The sequence below is a fragment of the Candidatus Competibacter phosphatis genome (assembly GCF_012939995.1).
Lineage (GTDB): Bacteria > Pseudomonadota > Gammaproteobacteria > Competibacterales > Competibacteraceae > Competibacter > Competibacter phosphatis.
Genome location: NZ_SPMZ01000030.1, coordinates 1 through 14,383, shown reverse-complemented (window position 1 = coordinate 14,383; position 14,383 = coordinate 1). Strand labels below are relative to the sequence as shown.

Sequence of the window (14,383 nt, the reverse complement as noted above, 5' to 3'; positions counted from 1 at the left end):
AGTCGCGCAATCCTTGAGTGAGCCCTTTGTCCTGGAGAACGATGCTAACCTGAATATGCCCGACGGGCAGGACGCCATGCAGCAGGCCCTGCGTGCCCTCGTCGAAGGGACCGCGACCGCCACCGGCACGGACTTCTTCTACGCCCTGGTGCGGGAACTCGCCCAGGCCCTCAACGTGTGCTACGCGTTTGTGTGCGAACTGCTGCCCTGCAAGAGGCGGGTGCGGACGCTAGCGTACTGGTTCAACGGGCGGTTCAAAGACAACTTCGAATTCGACTTGGACGGCAGCCCCTGCGAAGTCGTGATCCGGGGTGAGACGGTCTACTACACCTCTAAAATTTACGCGATGTTTCCCCGTGACCAAGGACTGGTGACGCTGGGCATCGAGAGCTACTTCGGCGTGCCCTTGGTGTCCGAATCGGGCAACGAGATGATGGGGCACTTGGCCATCTTCCACGATCAGCCCCTGGTCAAGGAATTTCGCGGCATGGCGCTGCTGAAGATTTTCGCGGCCCGCGCCCGTGTGGAATTGGAGCGCAAGCGGGCCGAACAGGCCCTGCGTCAAAGCGAGGAACGGCTGGCCAGCGTGCTCGCCAGCGCCATGGACGCCATCGTCACCCTCGACGCCGAACAGCGCATTACCCTGTTCAATCCAGCCGCTGAAAAAGTGTTTCGCTGCCAAGCGGCGGACGTCATCGGTCAATCGTTCGAACCGTTTCTCTCCAAGCGCTTTGGCAACCTGCTCAAGGGCTATTGCCTGGCGGTCCAGCCCGCCACGGTCAATTCCCGGCAACTGTGGGCGCCGGAAGGCTTGACGGCCCGGCGCGGCGACGGCGAGGAATTCCTGGTGGAAGCCACGCTGTCGCCGCTGGAGCTCGGCGGCCAGCACTTTTACACCCTGATCCTGCGCGACGTAACCGAGCGCTGGCATTCCGAGGAAACCCTCAAGCAGTTGCAGTTGGAAAACCTCTACCTGCACGAGGAGATCAAAACCCGGCAAACCCCCGGTCACATCGTCGGCGACTCGCCGGCCATGCGGGAGGTGTTCGCCCACGCCGAGCCGGTGGCCGGCACCGACTCCACCGTGTTGCTGACCGGAGAGACCGGCACCGGCAAGAGCGTCATCGCCCGCATGATTCACGATCTCAGCCCGCGCCGCGACAAATTGTTCGTCAACGTCAACTGCGCCGCCCTGCCCGGCGAGTTGGTGGAAAGCGAGCTGTTCGGCCACGAAAAGGGCGCGTTCACCGGTGCCACCGCTCAACGCAAGGGTCGCTTCGAGTTGGCCGATGGCGGCACCCTATTCCTGGACGAAGTCGGCGAGCTGACCGCCAGCGCCCAAGCCAAGTTGCTACGGGTGTTGCAGGATCAGGAATTCGAGCGGGTCGGCGGCACCCAGACCTTGAAGGTCAACGTCCGGCTGGTGGCCGCCACCAATCGCGATCTGGTCCGAATGGTCAAGGACAGTCAGTTCCGCGCTGACCTCTATTATCGGTTGAACGTGTTTCCCATCCGGCTGCCGTCCTTGTGCGAGCGTCCGACCGATATTCCGCTGCTGGCGCGCTATTTTCTGGACCAGTTCGCCAAAAAGATGGGCAAGACGATTCACGATCTCTCGCCCCAAGCATGTGGGCAACTGCTGCGCTATTCCTGGCCCGGCAACATCCGGGAGCTGCAAAACGTGATCGAACGGGCGACCATTCTCGCCCAGGGTCCCCTATTGGAAATTGGCAACGCGCTGGACCCGTGCTTGGAGGCACCGGACACCGCCGGGCCGGTGGCGCTGGAACCGGTGGGCTCGCTTGAAGCCATGGAACGCGCCTATATCCTCCAAGTGTTGGAGCGTACCCGCTGGGTCATCGAGGGCGAGCAGGGCGCGGCGGCGATTCTGGATCTCAATCCCAGCACCTTGCGCTCGCGGATGCAGAAACTCAATATCCGCAAGCCCAAGGCCGTGGTTTGAAACCCTGTTACGCTTCGCAACCCTCCGTATTTAGCAATTCCGCGATGTATCGCGGATGTCAGGACTTGGGCACTGACAGGGCCATCAGCACAATATTACGCATTGTCGATGCGTAAGCACCACGGACATGGAAAACAGAGGGTGCCGACACGACACGCCCAATCACCCCGACCATCATATTTAACAGTCCCTTCGACATGTCACGGCCCCGCAAGAGGATCGAATGCCAAATATATATCAATAATATGCTGATATATATCGATATTTATCTGATTTATTGATCTGGCATAGGTGTTGCTTATCCTGGTGGTATGAGGTTTTTCCATCCAGCCCACTGCCAGCACCCGAGGAATAATTTCCATGAGCGACACCCAAAAACCAGTTCTGAAAGGTCAGCGTGCCCTGGTGACTGGTGCCAGTTCCGGCATCGGCGCCGCCATCGCCAAAGCGCTGGCGGCGGCCGGCGCGAAAGTGGTCGTCAATTACGCTGGCGGCGCGGATCGGGCGCACGCTATGGTCGAGAAAATCCGAGCCGCCGGTGGTGAAGCGATGGCGATTCGCGCCGACGTCAGCCGCGAAGACGAAGTCGAGGCGATGTTCGCCGAAATGATCGAGGCTTGGGGCAGCGTCGATATCCTGGTCAACAACGCGGGCCTCCAAAAAGATGCACCGCTGGTCGAGATGAGCTTGGCCGACTGGCAACGGGTCATTGACATCAATCTGACCGGCCAATTTCTGTGCTCCCGCGCCGCCGTTCGCGAATTCCTCCGTCGCGGCGTGGTACCGGAACTGTCGCACGTCGCCGGCAAGATCATCTGCATTTCATCGGTGCACGATGTCATTCCGTGGGCGGGGCACGTCAATTACGCCACCTCCAAGGGCGGGGTGAGCATGATGATGAAAACCATGGCTCAGGAACTCGCGCCACAGCGCATCCGCGTCAACGCCATCTCGCCCGGTGCGATCAAGACCCCGATCAATACCGCCGCTTGGATGACCCCCGAGGCCGAGGCGGAACTGCTCAAGCTGATTCCCGCCCGTCGGGTCGGCGAGCCGGACGACATCGCCCGCGCCACGGTGTGGCTAGCCTCCGACGATTCCGACTACGTGACCGGCGCCACCTTGTACGTGGATGGCGGCATGACCCTCTATCCGGGTTTCGATCAGGGAGGCTGACATGAAGCGGATCGTATCGTGCCATACCATGCCCCTGCGAATGGTGCTGCTGGGCCTGTGTCTGGCTCAGCAACCCAGCGTTTGGGCTACCAGCGAAGCGGGAACGCCGACCCATTCGGATTCTCGCGCCGACCCTTCCGGCTTGCCCGCCGACGTACAGCCCTGGTGGCCGAGCCGCTATGGCGCGGACGATCAGCTCGGTACGCTCAACGAGATCACGCCTGACGTGGTGCGAGCCGCGACCGCTCTGGTGAAGACCGGCACCATCGTCGATCTGGGACGGATATTGGATGACGACACCCCGAAGTTTCCCGGCCGCTACTGGCACCAGACCGCCGACGTTTCGCCGCATTTCACCAACTTGCGCCGCCCAGATGTCGATGGCAAGGGTTGGGGCAAGAACCAGATCAACTGGATCACCGAGATTCAGGTGGGAACCTTCCAGGTCGGCACTCAGTTGGATTCCATTGGCCACATCCAGATCGGCGACCGGTTCTACAACGGTTGGACCACACGTGACGTGGTGGAGTCGTGGGGCTTGAACCGCTTCGGCACTGAAACCGTGCCGCCCATCGTCACCCGGGGCGTGTTGATCGACATCGCCGCCTACAAGGGTGTGGAGCGCTTGGCCAAGGGCTACGTGATCGGCTTGGCCGACGTGCAAGGCGCGTTGAAGAAGCAGGGCGTTACGCTGCGACCCGGCGACGCAGTGCTGTTTCACACCGGCTGGGGCGGGCTGTGGGGCAAGGATAATGCCGAGTTTCTTTCCGGCGAGCCCGGTCCCAGCTTGGATGTCGTGAACTGGTTGTACGCCCAGCGCATCGCGTTGACCGGCGCCGATACCTGGAGCTACGGTCCGGTGCCCGGCGAAGACCCGGAACGCCCCTTTCTGGTTCCTCAAACCATGTACGTGAAAATGGGAATGTTCGGTCTGGAGAATCTAGCGACCGAAGAGTTGGCGCGGCACGGCGTCCACGAATTCCTGTTCACTGTCACCCACGCCAAGACCCGCGGCTCCACGGCGGCGGTCATCGCCCCGGCGGCGGTTTTTTGAGAAGGCCACACCATCATGAACGAACGTTATGACACTCTCATCGTCGGTTCCGGCGCGGGCGGATCGGCGGCGGCTTATGCCTTGGCGCACGCCGGTCGCCGGGTGCTGCTGCTGGAGAAGGGTCAGGAACTCCCGCGCGACGGCAGCACCCTGGATGTGGATAAGGTGATCCGGCAGGGGATTTTCAAGAGCAAGGAGCACTGGCTGGACAAGAACGATCGAATCTTCGAGCCGGAGGAATATTTCAATCTGGGCGGCAAGACCAAGTGGTATGGCGCGGCCCTGGCGCGATTCGAACCGCACGAATTCGAGGCTGAACCGGCGCATCAATGCTTGCCTTGGCCGATTGCGTATCGGGAATTGCTGCCTTACTACGAGCAAGCGGAAATCTTGCTGGGCGTCCATCGATTCGAACCGGAACCGGATCTGCGAGCCATCGTCGGCAAGCTGACTCGCAATAGTGCCGGTTGGAACGCCCGGCCCCTGACGCTGGCCTTGGACCCCAACATCGTCGAACATCCCGAAGAAGCCGCGCACTTCGACGCTTTCGCTTCGGTCAAGAACCTGAAGGCTGACGGCCAGCACGCTTTGCTGGAGCGAGTTCAACATCTGCCCAACCTCACCATACTGACTGGGCAGGCAGTTCGCGATTTCGTCGCCGATCCCGATCGGCCCGAGCGACTGCTCGGGGTTCACACTGAAGACGGCGGCAAATTCCGGGCCGACGCGGTGCTGCTGGCGGCGGGCGCGCTGCACTCGCCGCGTTTATTGCAAGGCTATCTGGCCGATAGTGGTTTGGCCGAGCGGCTGCCGTGCGCGGATGCAGTGGGACGAAATTACAAATCCCACCTGCTCAGCGCCGTGTTGGCGTTTTCCGCCACGCCCAAAACCGATCTGCTGCGGAAAACCCTGCTGCTGTTGAACGAACGGCTGCCGCACAGCAGCATCCAGCCCTTGGGTTTCGACGGCGAATTGCTCAGCACCTTGATTCCGGGCTTCGTGCCGCGCGGGTTCGCCCGTGCGCTCGGTCATCGCGCCTACGGCTTCTTCTTGCAGACCGAGGACGGTTCCGATCCCGCCAACCGTGTCGTCGCCCAACGCAATGGCGCGCAGTATCCCCAGCTCGACTACGACCCGGCGCGCTTGCCGGCGGCACGGGAGGAACATCGCCGGCTGGTGCGTGACTTCAATCGCTCGCTGTGGAAAATCGGCCTGCCGGCGGCGGCCAAGGCGATTCCGTTGGCTGGTACCGCGCACGCCTGCGGTACACTGGTCGCGGGCAGCGATCCCCGCACCTCGGTGGTGGATGCCGACGGCAAGGTGCATGGTCTGGACAATCTGTACGTGGTCGACGGCAGCGTCCTGCCGCGCTCCAGCCGGGTCAATCCCTCGCTGACCATCTACGCCTGGGCGTTGCGGGTGGCGGAACGGCTGCAACAAGGGGAGCGGTCGGCATGAATGGCGCGCTACCCAGCTTTATCCGATATTGTCAACGTATCAAAAGGAGGGGTAGTGGCTCAGTTTGCCTCCTTTCGATAAGCTGACAATACCCCCGAGTGACTTCTCCAGAAGGGGAAAACGTGACCGAACAGAGTGTTCGGCTGCTGGTATTCGCCGTCCGGCGCCGGGTCGTGCTGAAATATCTCGGCGTGCTGTTGCTGTCGATGGCACCGATGGCGGCCGTGCCGGTGCTGGTCGCTCTGCACGGCGAGGCATATGAGAGCGCGAACCGTTTTGCCCTGGTCGCCCTGCTGCTGGTGATCGGCGGAGGCGGACTGGCGCGGATCGCCGCGCCGCAAAAAATCCAGATCAACGAAGCGCTGGTGGTCACGGCGCTGGCCTTTCTGATCGCGGCGGCTTCGATGGTTTGGCCCTTGATGGCGGACGGCTTGGCCCCTCTCGATGCCCTGTTCGAGGCCACCTCCGGCGTGACCACCACCGGCCTGTCGGTTCTGCCGACCGTCGAGGGTCACAGCTCCACCTTCCTGTTCGCCCGCGCCTGGTTACAGTGGTATGGCGGGCTGGCTATCACGGTGCTGGCGCTCGCCTTCATCTTGGCGCCCAGCGTGGCCACCCGTCGGCTGGCCGGTATCGAAACCGACGCGGCGGAACTGGTGACCGGCACCCGTTGGCGTGCCCGGCAGGTGCTGGCCGTGTACGTCGCACTGACCCTCGCCGGGGTGGCCTTGCTGTGGCTGGCCGGGGCGGCGCCGTTCGATGCGCTGATTCACATACTGGCGGCGGTATCCACCGGCGGTTTTTCCGGTTACGACCGCTTGAGCAGTCTTGGTCCTTGGCCCACCCTGGCGGTATTGGCGCTGATCATGTTGTTCGGCGCGACTTCCTTTTCCCTGCAATACCGTGCCTGGAGCATGGGGTCGCGTCTGTTGTACGCCGATCTGGAAGTGCGGGCGCTGTGGCTCGGTTGCCTGATCACCTTCGCGGCACTGGTGGCCTGCTTTGCCTTCGCCGGTCCAGTCCGGCTGGCGGACGCCGCGTTTCTGGCCATCTCAGCCCAGACCACCACCGGCTTTGCCAACACCCCGGTGTCCGAATTGCCGGCGGCGGCCCAATTGGTGTTGATCGTCAGCATGGGCATCGGCGGCGACATGGGCTCGACCGCCGGCGGCATCAAGATTCTGCGCTGGCTGGTGCTGATCCGATTGCTGCGATTGCTGTTCGCCCGCACCGCCGTGCCGCGTCACGCCGTCATCGAACCGTATGTCGCGGGGCGCCGTCTCAACGACGTGGAATTGGAGGCGGCGATCGGCATCGTGACCGCCTACGCGCTGGCCGCGCTGCTGTCCTGGCTGCCCTTCCTGCTGTACGGCGTCGATCCGCTGGCAGCTCTGTTCGAAGTGGTATCCGCGCTATCGACCTGTGGCCTGAGTGCCGGGGTCGCCAGTCCCGAGCTACACCCGCTACTGAAAATCGTGCTGTGCGCGGATATGCTGATGGGGCGGGTGGAGGTGATGGCTTTCCTCATTTTGGTTTACCCGCGAACCTGGTGGGGCAGAACGACGGAAGAAACATGAGAATCGCGTTGATCGGAGCGGGCCTGACCACGGTCGGCGCGGCGGAAATTTTGATCCGCCGCCGAGCGGAGGTGGTAATTGTCGAGCAGGACAAGGAGCGTATCGAAGCGCTGGTGGATACGCTCGACTGCGGTTTCATTCATGGCGATGGTTCGAAGCCGGCGGTGCTTCGGGAGGTCGGACCCCAGCACACCGACGTGTTGTGCTGTTTCACCGACAACGATCAATCCAACATTTTGGCCAGTCTGGTCGGGCGCTCGCTTGGCTTTCGTCGGATTTTCACCAAGATCGACGACGCGGAATTCCAACCGATCTGCATCGAACTGGGCCTGACCGATCTGATCATTCCGCACCTGCAGGCCGCCCGCGCGCTAGCCGATCTGGCGTTCGGCACCCTGCCCGAAGATTTCGCCGAGTTTTTCAAATGCGGGTCGCGGCTGTTTTCCCTGATCGTCCGCGAGGAGGAGGTGGGTCCGGTCGAGGACCTGTCGCTACCGAAACGCTGCGCGGCCATCTGCGTCTACCGCCACGATGAGATGCTGCTGCCCAAGGCGGGTTTCGCGCTCAAGCTCAAGGACGAGGTGGTGGTGCTAGCGCACGAAGACAGTTTGCCCGAGCTGCGGGAGCGTTGGGCGGTGCCACCTCCCTCGCCGGCGGCCGAGCCGGAATAGGGACGCACGGCGCGCGCCGGCAGGGTGCGATCCGGCGTGGGATCGTGGACTAGATTTCGTCGCCCCACATGGCGGCATCCCGACTGTTCACCGGAATGTCGCTCACGTCGCGCTTGTCGACCAGTAAGTAAAGCCAATTTTTGGCCGGCGATCCGCTCACGTCGTTGCCGCAGCGCAGCACCCGGTTGGTGGCCTTGTTGACGACGCCGCCCCGGAACTGAGCCACGGCGGTGGCTTCCAGGTTGTGAAAACTGTCCGAGACGATGTTGATCTCTTCCTTGTAGATGGCGCACATCAGAGTGTACTCGGGCCGCTCGCGCTCATGTTCGCGCCGCCGTCGCTTCAGGTCGTTGGTGATGCCGATGTAGAATTTGTTGCAATCGGCCTTGCTCGCGAACACGTTCAGCACTTCCCGCAAGTGACCGATCACGGCGGCGTGGTTGGTGACGCTAGCCGGCAGGCGATAGTGGTAGGTGAGTTTCAACGCCATGAGTGTTTCTCCCCTGGTAGGCCGCGCCAAGCGTCATGCGGGATACCGCCGTGGTGGTGGTCTCCAGTTCGTCGATGGTGGTGAGTACCGATAAATGATAGACAACGTCAACGCGGGAACCCAGCGCCCCACCGATCCAGACCGCCGCTTTCAGGGTGGCGTGGAGTCCGAGCGTCCCTGAGCATACTCACGGCACGCCCGATGCAAAAAATCCAGTTGCTTGCGGAAATTATTGCAGCCCGCGCACATCAGCAGGTGCAGTTTGAGCGGGAGGCGTTCTCGCCACTGGAGTTCGCGTTCCTGCATCTCGGACAGCAGGTGCGTGACTTGCTTGCAGTTCAACATCGATCAGCCCTCCGATCCGAACCAGCGTTGGTCCAGGCAGAGTCGGAGCCCCATGCGGGCGCGGTGCAGAATGACGTGGCAATTGCTGGTGGCGATGCCCAGCTCCCGACAGATTTCAGCAGTGTCGAAACCGAGAAATTCGCGCATCATGAACACGCGGGCGGTGTTGTCGGGCAACTGCGTCAGACAGATTTCGAAGACCGCCCAGAACTGATGCTGGGCAAAAGTGGATTCCGGGTTGCCCCAGTCGTCGGGATGCTCGTCCGGTCGCCAGAAGCCCTTGCGGTCAAACAGGTGCTCGTCGAAATCCGCCTCGTCGGCGGCTTCCCGCGCCAAGCTGGCCGCGTCCACGATGCGCCGGCGCTGGCGCAGGTGGTCCGCGATCTTGTTCTTGAGGATGGCGAACACCCAGGTTTTCAGGGCGGCGCGGCCGGAAAAACGCGCCTGGCCGCTGACGGCGGCGGCAAGCGCTTCCTGGGTCATGTCTTCGGCGGCGGCCGGGTCGCGTAGTTGCAGTTCCGCAAAACGAAGCATGTCGCGGCGCAAACCCATTAGGAATCTCTCGTCCCTCAGTAGCTGCGAAGGATCGTTCCCGCTGACTGAAGAGTTGCTGGCAACGCTCATTCCCCTTTCTCCGGCGTCGAAGGACCCGCGAACGCGGGCCATCGGGCCAGATGATGGCGTCATGACCGGAGAGTTGCAACAACCGGGTCGGGTGCTCTCGATCCTTGTTTTCCCCGGAGTCGCGGCTTGCTTGGTCGGTTCTTGTCAGACCGTGGCTTTGGCCTTTTGGGTGACCGGTTCCGCCATACGTCCGTCAGGACCGCGCCGCCAGGTGTGAAAGCGCTCCACCCAAGCCAGCAGTTTCTCGGGTGCATGGGCTTTCTTCCAGACGCCGGCCGCGTACTTGTTGGCTTCCGCCAGGGTCGGGTAGATGTGGATGGTGCCGAGCATCTGGTTCAGGCCGATGCCGTGGCGCATGGCCAGCACATACTCGGCCAGCAGATCGCCGGCATGTTCGCCGACGATGGTCGCGCCCAGAATCCGATCCTTGCCCGGCACGGTCAGTACCTTGACGAAACCGTGGGCCTCGCCGTCGGCGATGGCGCGGTCCAGATCGTCGATGCCGTACACCGTGACCTCGTGAGGGATACCCCGCGCCTTGGCTTCCTGCTCGTTCAGGCCGACCCGAGCGACTTCGGGATCGACGAAGGTGGACCAGGGAATCACCGAATAATCAGCCTTAAACTTTTTCAGCGGATCAAACAGGGCGTTGACCGAAGCGTACCAAGCTTGATGAGCGGCGGTGTGAGTGAACTGGAACGGTCCGGCCACATCGCCGGCGGCGTAGATGTTGGGGTAGAGGGTTTGCAGATATTCGTTGGTTTCCACCGTGCGGGCGGGTGTGGTGGGGATGCCGAGTTCCTCCAGTCCATAGCCCCGAGTATTGGCCACCCGACCGACCGCGACCAGCACCTGATCGAAAGGGATGCGCACGTCCTGACCATCGTGCTCGGCGATCAGCACCTTTTCGCCGTTGTCGATTTTGAACCGTTTGGCCTTGTGGTTGACCAGCACTTCGATGCCTTCCTCGCGGAAGCGCCGGGTCACCAGTTCCGAGACTTCCGGGTCTTCCCGGATCATGATGCGCGGCGCCATTTCCACCTGGGTGACCTGGGCACCAAGACGGGCGAAGGTTTGGGTCAGTTCCGAGCCAATCGGCCCGCCGCCTAGCACCACCAGCCGCCGGGGCAGTTCGCGCAGTGCCCAGACATTGTCCGAAGTGAGGTAGCCCGACCTGTTCCAGCCCCGNAATCGGCGGCACGAAGGGCCGGGCNCCGGCGGCGATGACGATGGCGCGGGTGCTCAGGGTCCGTGTCCCGTCCGCCGTGGCCACATCCACCGTCCACGGCGAGGTGATCGTCGCCGTGCCTTCGATGACTTCCACACCCAGGCCGGTATAGCGCTCCACCGAGTCGTGCGGTTCGACCGCCTTGACCACTCGTTGTACCCGCTCCATGACTTCGGCGAACTCGAATTCGGCCTCGGCCTTGCGGATGCCGAATTCCTGGGAGCGGCGCATGTGGGACAACAGCTTGGCGGAACGGATCAGCGCCTTGGAAGGCACGCAGCCGGTGTTCAGGCAGTCGCCGCCCATCTGGTGCTTCTCGATTAGGGTCACCTTGGCCTTGACCGCCGCGGCGATGTAGGCGGTGACCAGTCCGGCGCTGCCGGCGCCGATGACGATCAGGTTGCGATCGAAGCGGGCGGGTTTGGACCAGTTGGCGTAGACGCGCCGTGCCTGGATCGTCGCGACGATTTTCTTGGCGATCAGCGGAAACACCCCGAGCAGAACGAAGGAGGCCAGCAGACCCGGCGACAGAATGCCTTGCAGGGAGTCGATTTGCGCCAGTTGGGTACCGGCGTTCACATAGACCAGGGTACCGGCCAGCATGCCGACCTGACTGACCCAATAGAAGGTCCCGGTGCGAATCGGGGTCAGGCCCATCACCAGGTTGATGACGAAGAAGGGGAAGATCGGCACCAGCCGCAGGGTGAACAGATAGAAACCGCCTTCCTTTTCCACCCCGGCGTTGATGGTTTTCAGCCGCTCGCCGAACTGGTCCTGCACCCAGTCGCGCAGCACGAAACGCGAGGCGAGGAAGGCCAGGGTGGCGCCGATGGTGGAGGCGAAGGAGACGATGAGCGTGCCCCACCACAAGCCAAAGATGGCGCCCGCGACCAAGGTCATGATCGCCGCGCCCGGCAGCGACAGGCCGGTCACCGCCACGTAAATCGCGAAGAAGAGCCCGGCGGTCAGGGCCGGTTGCGCCGCGCGATAGGCTTCGATGGCGGCCTGCTGGGATTTGAAGAAATCCAGGCTGAGGTAGCGGCCCAGATCGAAGGCGAAGAAGGCGCCGACCAGCAGAACAAGTGCCGCGATCAGCAGAAGCTTACGAAGGTTCATGTGGGCTCCGGTTCCCGTGGTGCGGGTGGTGGTTCGGGGAAAAGCGTTTTGGGATTTAGTCGAAGCGGGCATCGAAACCTTACAGCGGCGCGAAGATGGTCGATTTTTACCACGCTGCTATTCCAAGACCGATCGGTGAACGACCATCACGGCGCTTGCGTCTCGCGCCTCGGCGCCACCGGCGGGTTGGGTCGGATCGAACCGATACGGCTCACCGGGCGGGTCCATTTGAACCTCTAACGACCGATTCCGTGTTGACAAATCGCCGAGCCAAGGAAAAATCGTTACATTTCAGTGTCTGAAAAATTGGCATGGGATGTGTCTGCCGATTGACGACCCTTCATGGCCACATCAAGTCGCCGTGGGTTGACCCGACTTTCCCTTCTGCTATAGAGGTGGCGATCATGACCTACGAAATCAAAGTGGTTCGCGGCGAGAATCAGGGAACGCTTTCCTTCAATTCAGGCTCGATTTCCGTCAGCACTCCCTGCTGGTGGGACCCGGCGGTCAAAGTCGAAGCGGGCACTTATGCAGGGTATGCCACTTGGATGGCCGACAAGATCGACTCGGGCTCGCCGCCCGATAACAAACCGTGTCCATGGAAGAATAATCAGAAACGCCGGGTCGGCATTTATCTGGGCAAAGGCGTGCCGGTGGTCAACCGCACGCGTCATTCGGATGACATTTTCATCCACAAGGGGACGGACGCGAGTTGGTCGGACGGGTGCATCGTGGCCGACAGCGGTGAAGTCTTGAAGATCTGGAACGCGATTACGCCCAAGGATTCCCAGAATGTCACGGTGATCGTGGAAGACCAAAAGCCGGCGGCGAGCCCCCCACCGCCGGGAGGGAAGAAAAGCTACAACCCTTTTCTGATCTGGGGCGAACGCTGCGGATTCATCCCCTAGCGAACGGCTGGCTGCCGATCCGGGCACATCACCGGAACTCGTTGCCGGATGGGATAGGGGCGTCGAGCTTGATCATCGCTTGGCGCGGCGCTGCGGGCGCTATCGGCCAGGCTGCTGGACGACTTGAAGGAAGCCCGGGACAGACCGGACAACAGCTCGTGGCCGCCGAACAATCGGGCGTCGGTGGGAACGGGGAGCATCCCCTGAACCGACTGACGGGCCGGTTGACCATTCAGCCGCGCCAGTCCCTGCACCGCCTAGCAGTTTTCGCGATCCCCCAGCGCACTTGATCGCTAGCTCAGCGCAACCACTATGCATGGTATGTTCAATAGCCAACGCAACAGACTCGGGAACCTCAACATGTTGATGCTCTTACTCGTTGCCGTTTTATTGATCGCGCTGACGGTAGTCCTCCACGCCATGGGAACCACCTATTGGATACGTTACGCAGTGCGGCGCTACGGCGATCATAATGGCAATTTCAAGCCACACACGGCGTTGCCAGCGGTGATGTGGACCGCGATTGTCCTCATATTGCTGCATATCGTGGAAGTCACGCTGTGGGCATTAACCTACGTCCTGCTCCCTGGCGATCAACTCGATACCTTTGAAAAGAGCCTGTACTTTTCCGTGGTCAGCTTCACTACCCTGGGTTATGGCGACATTACCCTGACGGACTCCGAATGGCGTCTATTGAGCGGGATCGAGGCGCTGGACGGCATCCTATTGGTGGGATGGTCAACAGCCTTGTTGTTCATCGTCGTACAACGGAGTTGGAAGCATCTCGGGCCGGAATGAGATATGGAAGCGAGCGATTTCTCGCTTCCAGGGTAGGTTGTCCTAAGAACGTGTTCACGATCTTCTGCTGAGTCTGCGAACATCGGGGGATGCGTACGAAGAGATACCCCAGTGACATCAGTAGAGAACAGTTTGGGCCCATTTTGCCGCTGCTGGAGCAGGCCAGGCGCAAAACCAAGCCCAGGACGGTAGACCTGTACGAGGTGTTTTGCGCCGTGCTGTACCTGCTACGCATGGGCTGCCAGTGGCGAGCGCTGCCCAGTGACTTTCCCCAGTGGCGCACGGTGCATGCGTACTTCGCCCAGTGGAGCGAGCCGGGCCAGGATGGCGTGAGCCTGCTGGAGCAGGCATTAAAAAAATCAGGTTGGCGCGGCCCGCGAGAGACAGGGGCGCAACGCCTCCAGCACGCTCTTGATCGTGGACGCACAGAGTGTGAAGAACACGGACACAGCGGGCCTGAAGGGCGATGACGCCGGCCAGAAGATCTCGGGCATCAAGCGCCGCATCGCGGTGGACACCCAGGGGTTGCCGCATGCGATGGCGGTGACCACGGCAGAGGTCACTGACCGCAAGGGCGCCTTGCAGGCCTTCAAACGCTGCAAGGCAGCGCTGAACCGAGTGCAAAGCGTACTAACCGACAGCAGCTACACGGGCGAGCCCTTTGCGCGGGGCGTGCGCGAGGTGTTGGGCGAGCAGGTCACTGTGCAGATTGCCAAACGCAGCGAGCTGCACACCTTGTACTGCCCCAAAAAAGACTTCCGATAGTTAAGAGAGTATAGCGGCCACCTCGTCGGCCAAAACGGTGGCGGGCGGACGATACTCCAAATGGCTGTGCAACCGGCGCTCGTTATACCAATACTGGAATCCAGGTAACAGGGTCTTGAGATCAGCCAGGGTACTGACCTCGTGACGAAAGACGAATTCGTGCTTGAAGGTGCGGTTCAAGCGCTCCAGGATGCCCATGCCCGCCGACCG

At 61.8% G+C, this 14,383-nt stretch carries 13 protein-coding genes and 2 pseudogenes; 9 read left to right on the top strand and 6 right to left on the bottom strand.

Annotation, left to right across the window (positions count from 1 at the left end; translation table 11 throughout):
* Nucleotides 1-13 precede the first annotated feature (13 nt).
* The 6 genes from E4P82_RS11110 (at nt 14) to E4P82_RS11085 (ending at nt 7,899) form a co-directional block, all read left to right on the top strand.
* Complete coding sequence (locus tag E4P82_RS11110) at nt 14-1,963, top strand: sigma-54 interaction domain-containing protein (RefSeq protein WP_246327530.1); 1,950 nt, start codon at nt 14-16, stop codon at nt 1,961-1,963.
* A gap of 360 nt (nt 1,964-2,323) precedes the next feature.
* Nucleotides 2,324-3,139 (top strand): SDR family oxidoreductase, encoded by an 816-nt coding sequence (locus tag E4P82_RS11105; protein WP_169248947.1) that lies wholly within the window; start codon nt 2,324-2,326, stop codon nt 3,137-3,139.
* Between the two features lies 1 nt (nt 3,140).
* The gene (locus E4P82_RS11100) at nt 3,141-4,193 is read left to right on the top strand and encodes a cyclase family protein (protein ID WP_169248946.1); all 1,053 of its coding nucleotides are present in this window, start codon (nt 3,141-3,143) and stop codon (nt 4,191-4,193) included.
* A 15-nt stretch (nt 4,194-4,208) separates the two neighbouring features.
* Nucleotides 4,209-5,651 carry an FAD-dependent oxidoreductase gene (locus E4P82_RS11095; protein ID WP_169248945.1) on the top strand — a complete coding sequence of 481 codons (1,443 nt, stop codon included), beginning with the start codon at nt 4,209-4,211 and terminating at the stop codon, nt 5,649-5,651.
* A gap of 122 nt (nt 5,652-5,773) precedes the next feature.
* Nucleotides 5,774-7,228 carry a TrkH family potassium uptake protein gene (locus E4P82_RS11090; RefSeq protein WP_312914778.1) on the top strand — a complete coding sequence of 485 codons (1,455 nt, stop codon included), beginning with the start codon at nt 5,774-5,776 and terminating at the stop codon, nt 7,226-7,228.
* Entirely contained in the window at nt 7,225-7,899 is a 675-nt protein-coding gene (locus tag E4P82_RS11085) for a potassium channel family protein (protein ID WP_169248944.1), read from the top strand. The genes E4P82_RS11090 and E4P82_RS11085 overlap by 4 nt, the downstream gene beginning before the upstream one ends.
* 49 nt (nt 7,900-7,948) lie before the next feature.
* Here E4P82_RS11085 and E4P82_RS11080 read toward each other — a convergent pair whose 3' ends face one another.
* From E4P82_RS11080 to E4P82_RS11065, 4 genes and pseudogenes are all read right to left on the bottom strand, one after another.
* Nucleotides 7,949-8,389 (bottom strand): GIY-YIG nuclease family protein, encoded by a 441-nt coding sequence (locus E4P82_RS11080; RefSeq protein WP_169248943.1) that lies wholly within the window; start codon nt 8,387-8,389, stop codon nt 7,949-7,951.
* 150 nt (nt 8,390-8,539) lie between these two features.
* A complete protein-coding gene (locus E4P82_RS11075; protein ID WP_169248942.1) occupies nt 8,540-8,734 on the bottom strand; it encodes a zf-HC2 domain-containing protein in 195 nt (64 codons plus the stop codon).
* Between the two features lie 3 nt (nt 8,735-8,737).
* Nucleotides 8,738-9,358: a sigma-70 family RNA polymerase sigma factor gene (locus E4P82_RS11070; RefSeq protein ID WP_211203122.1), complete on the bottom strand. Its 621-nt coding sequence runs from the start codon at nt 9,356-9,358 to the stop codon at nt 8,738-8,740.
* Between the two features lie 144 nt (nt 9,359-9,502).
* Nucleotides 9,503-11,702 (bottom strand): annotated as a pseudogene (locus E4P82_RS11065) (FAD-dependent oxidoreductase).
* 329 nt (nt 11,703-12,031) lie between these two features.
* On the opposite strand from E4P82_RS11065, the gene E4P82_RS11060 reads away from it, so the two are divergent.
* Nucleotides 12,032-12,610, top strand: a complete 579-nt coding sequence (locus E4P82_RS11060; protein WP_169248940.1) for a hypothetical protein — start codon at nt 12,032-12,034, stop codon at nt 12,608-12,610.
* Here E4P82_RS11060 and E4P82_RS11055 read toward each other — a convergent pair.
* Complete coding sequence (locus E4P82_RS11055) at nt 12,607-12,810, bottom strand: hypothetical protein (RefSeq protein WP_169248939.1); 204 nt, start codon at nt 12,808-12,810, stop codon at nt 12,607-12,609. The genes E4P82_RS11060 and E4P82_RS11055 overlap by 4 nt on opposite strands.
* A gap of 160 nt (nt 12,811-12,970) precedes the next feature.
* On the opposite strand from E4P82_RS11055, the gene E4P82_RS11050 reads away from it, so the two are divergent.
* Together E4P82_RS11050 and E4P82_RS11045 are read left to right on the top strand one after the other, a co-directional pair.
* Entirely contained in the window at nt 12,971-13,408 is a 438-nt protein-coding gene (locus E4P82_RS11050; protein WP_169248938.1) for a potassium channel family protein, read from the top strand.
* Between the two features lie 89 nt (nt 13,409-13,497).
* A pseudogene (locus E4P82_RS11045) lies at nt 13,498-14,143 on the top strand (IS5 family transposase); the annotation flags it as partial.
* Between the two features lie 30 nt (nt 14,144-14,173).
* Here the strand turns inward: E4P82_RS11045 and E4P82_RS11040 are convergent.
* On the bottom strand, nt 14,174-14,383 hold a 210-nt coding region (locus tag E4P82_RS11040; RefSeq protein WP_169248937.1), incomplete at its 5' end, for an integrase core domain-containing protein.

Coding starts and splice junctions, on each gene's coding strand:
- E4P82_RS11105 (WP_169248947.1), top strand. CDS start 2,324: ATGAGCGACACCCAAAAACCAGTTCTGAAAGGTCAGCGTGCCCTGGTG.
- E4P82_RS11100 (WP_169248946.1), top strand. CDS start 3,141: ATGAAGCGGATCGTATCGTGCCATACCATGCCCCTGCGAATGGTGCTG.
- E4P82_RS11095 (WP_169248945.1), top strand. CDS start 4,209: ATGAACGAACGTTATGACACTCTCATCGTCGGTTCCGGCGCGGGCGGA.
- E4P82_RS11085 (WP_169248944.1), top strand. CDS start 7,225: ATGAGAATCGCGTTGATCGGAGCGGGCCTGACCACGGTCGGCGCGGCG.
- E4P82_RS11080 (WP_169248943.1), bottom strand. CDS start 8,389: ATGGCGTTGAAACTCACCTACCACTATCGCCTGCCGGCTAGCGTCACC.
- E4P82_RS11075 (WP_169248942.1), bottom strand. CDS start 8,734: ATGTTGAACTGCAAGCAAGTCACGCACCTGCTGTCCGAGATGCAGGAA.
- E4P82_RS11070 (WP_211203122.1), bottom strand. CDS start 9,358: ATGAGCGTTGCCAGCAACTCTTCAGTCAGCGGGAACGATCCTTCGCAG.
- E4P82_RS11055 (WP_169248939.1), bottom strand. CDS start 12,810: ATGCTCCCCGTTCCCACCGACGCCCGATTGTTCGGCGGCCACGAGCTG.
- E4P82_RS11050 (WP_169248938.1), top strand. CDS start 12,971: ATGTTGATGCTCTTACTCGTTGCCGTTTTATTGATCGCGCTGACGGTA.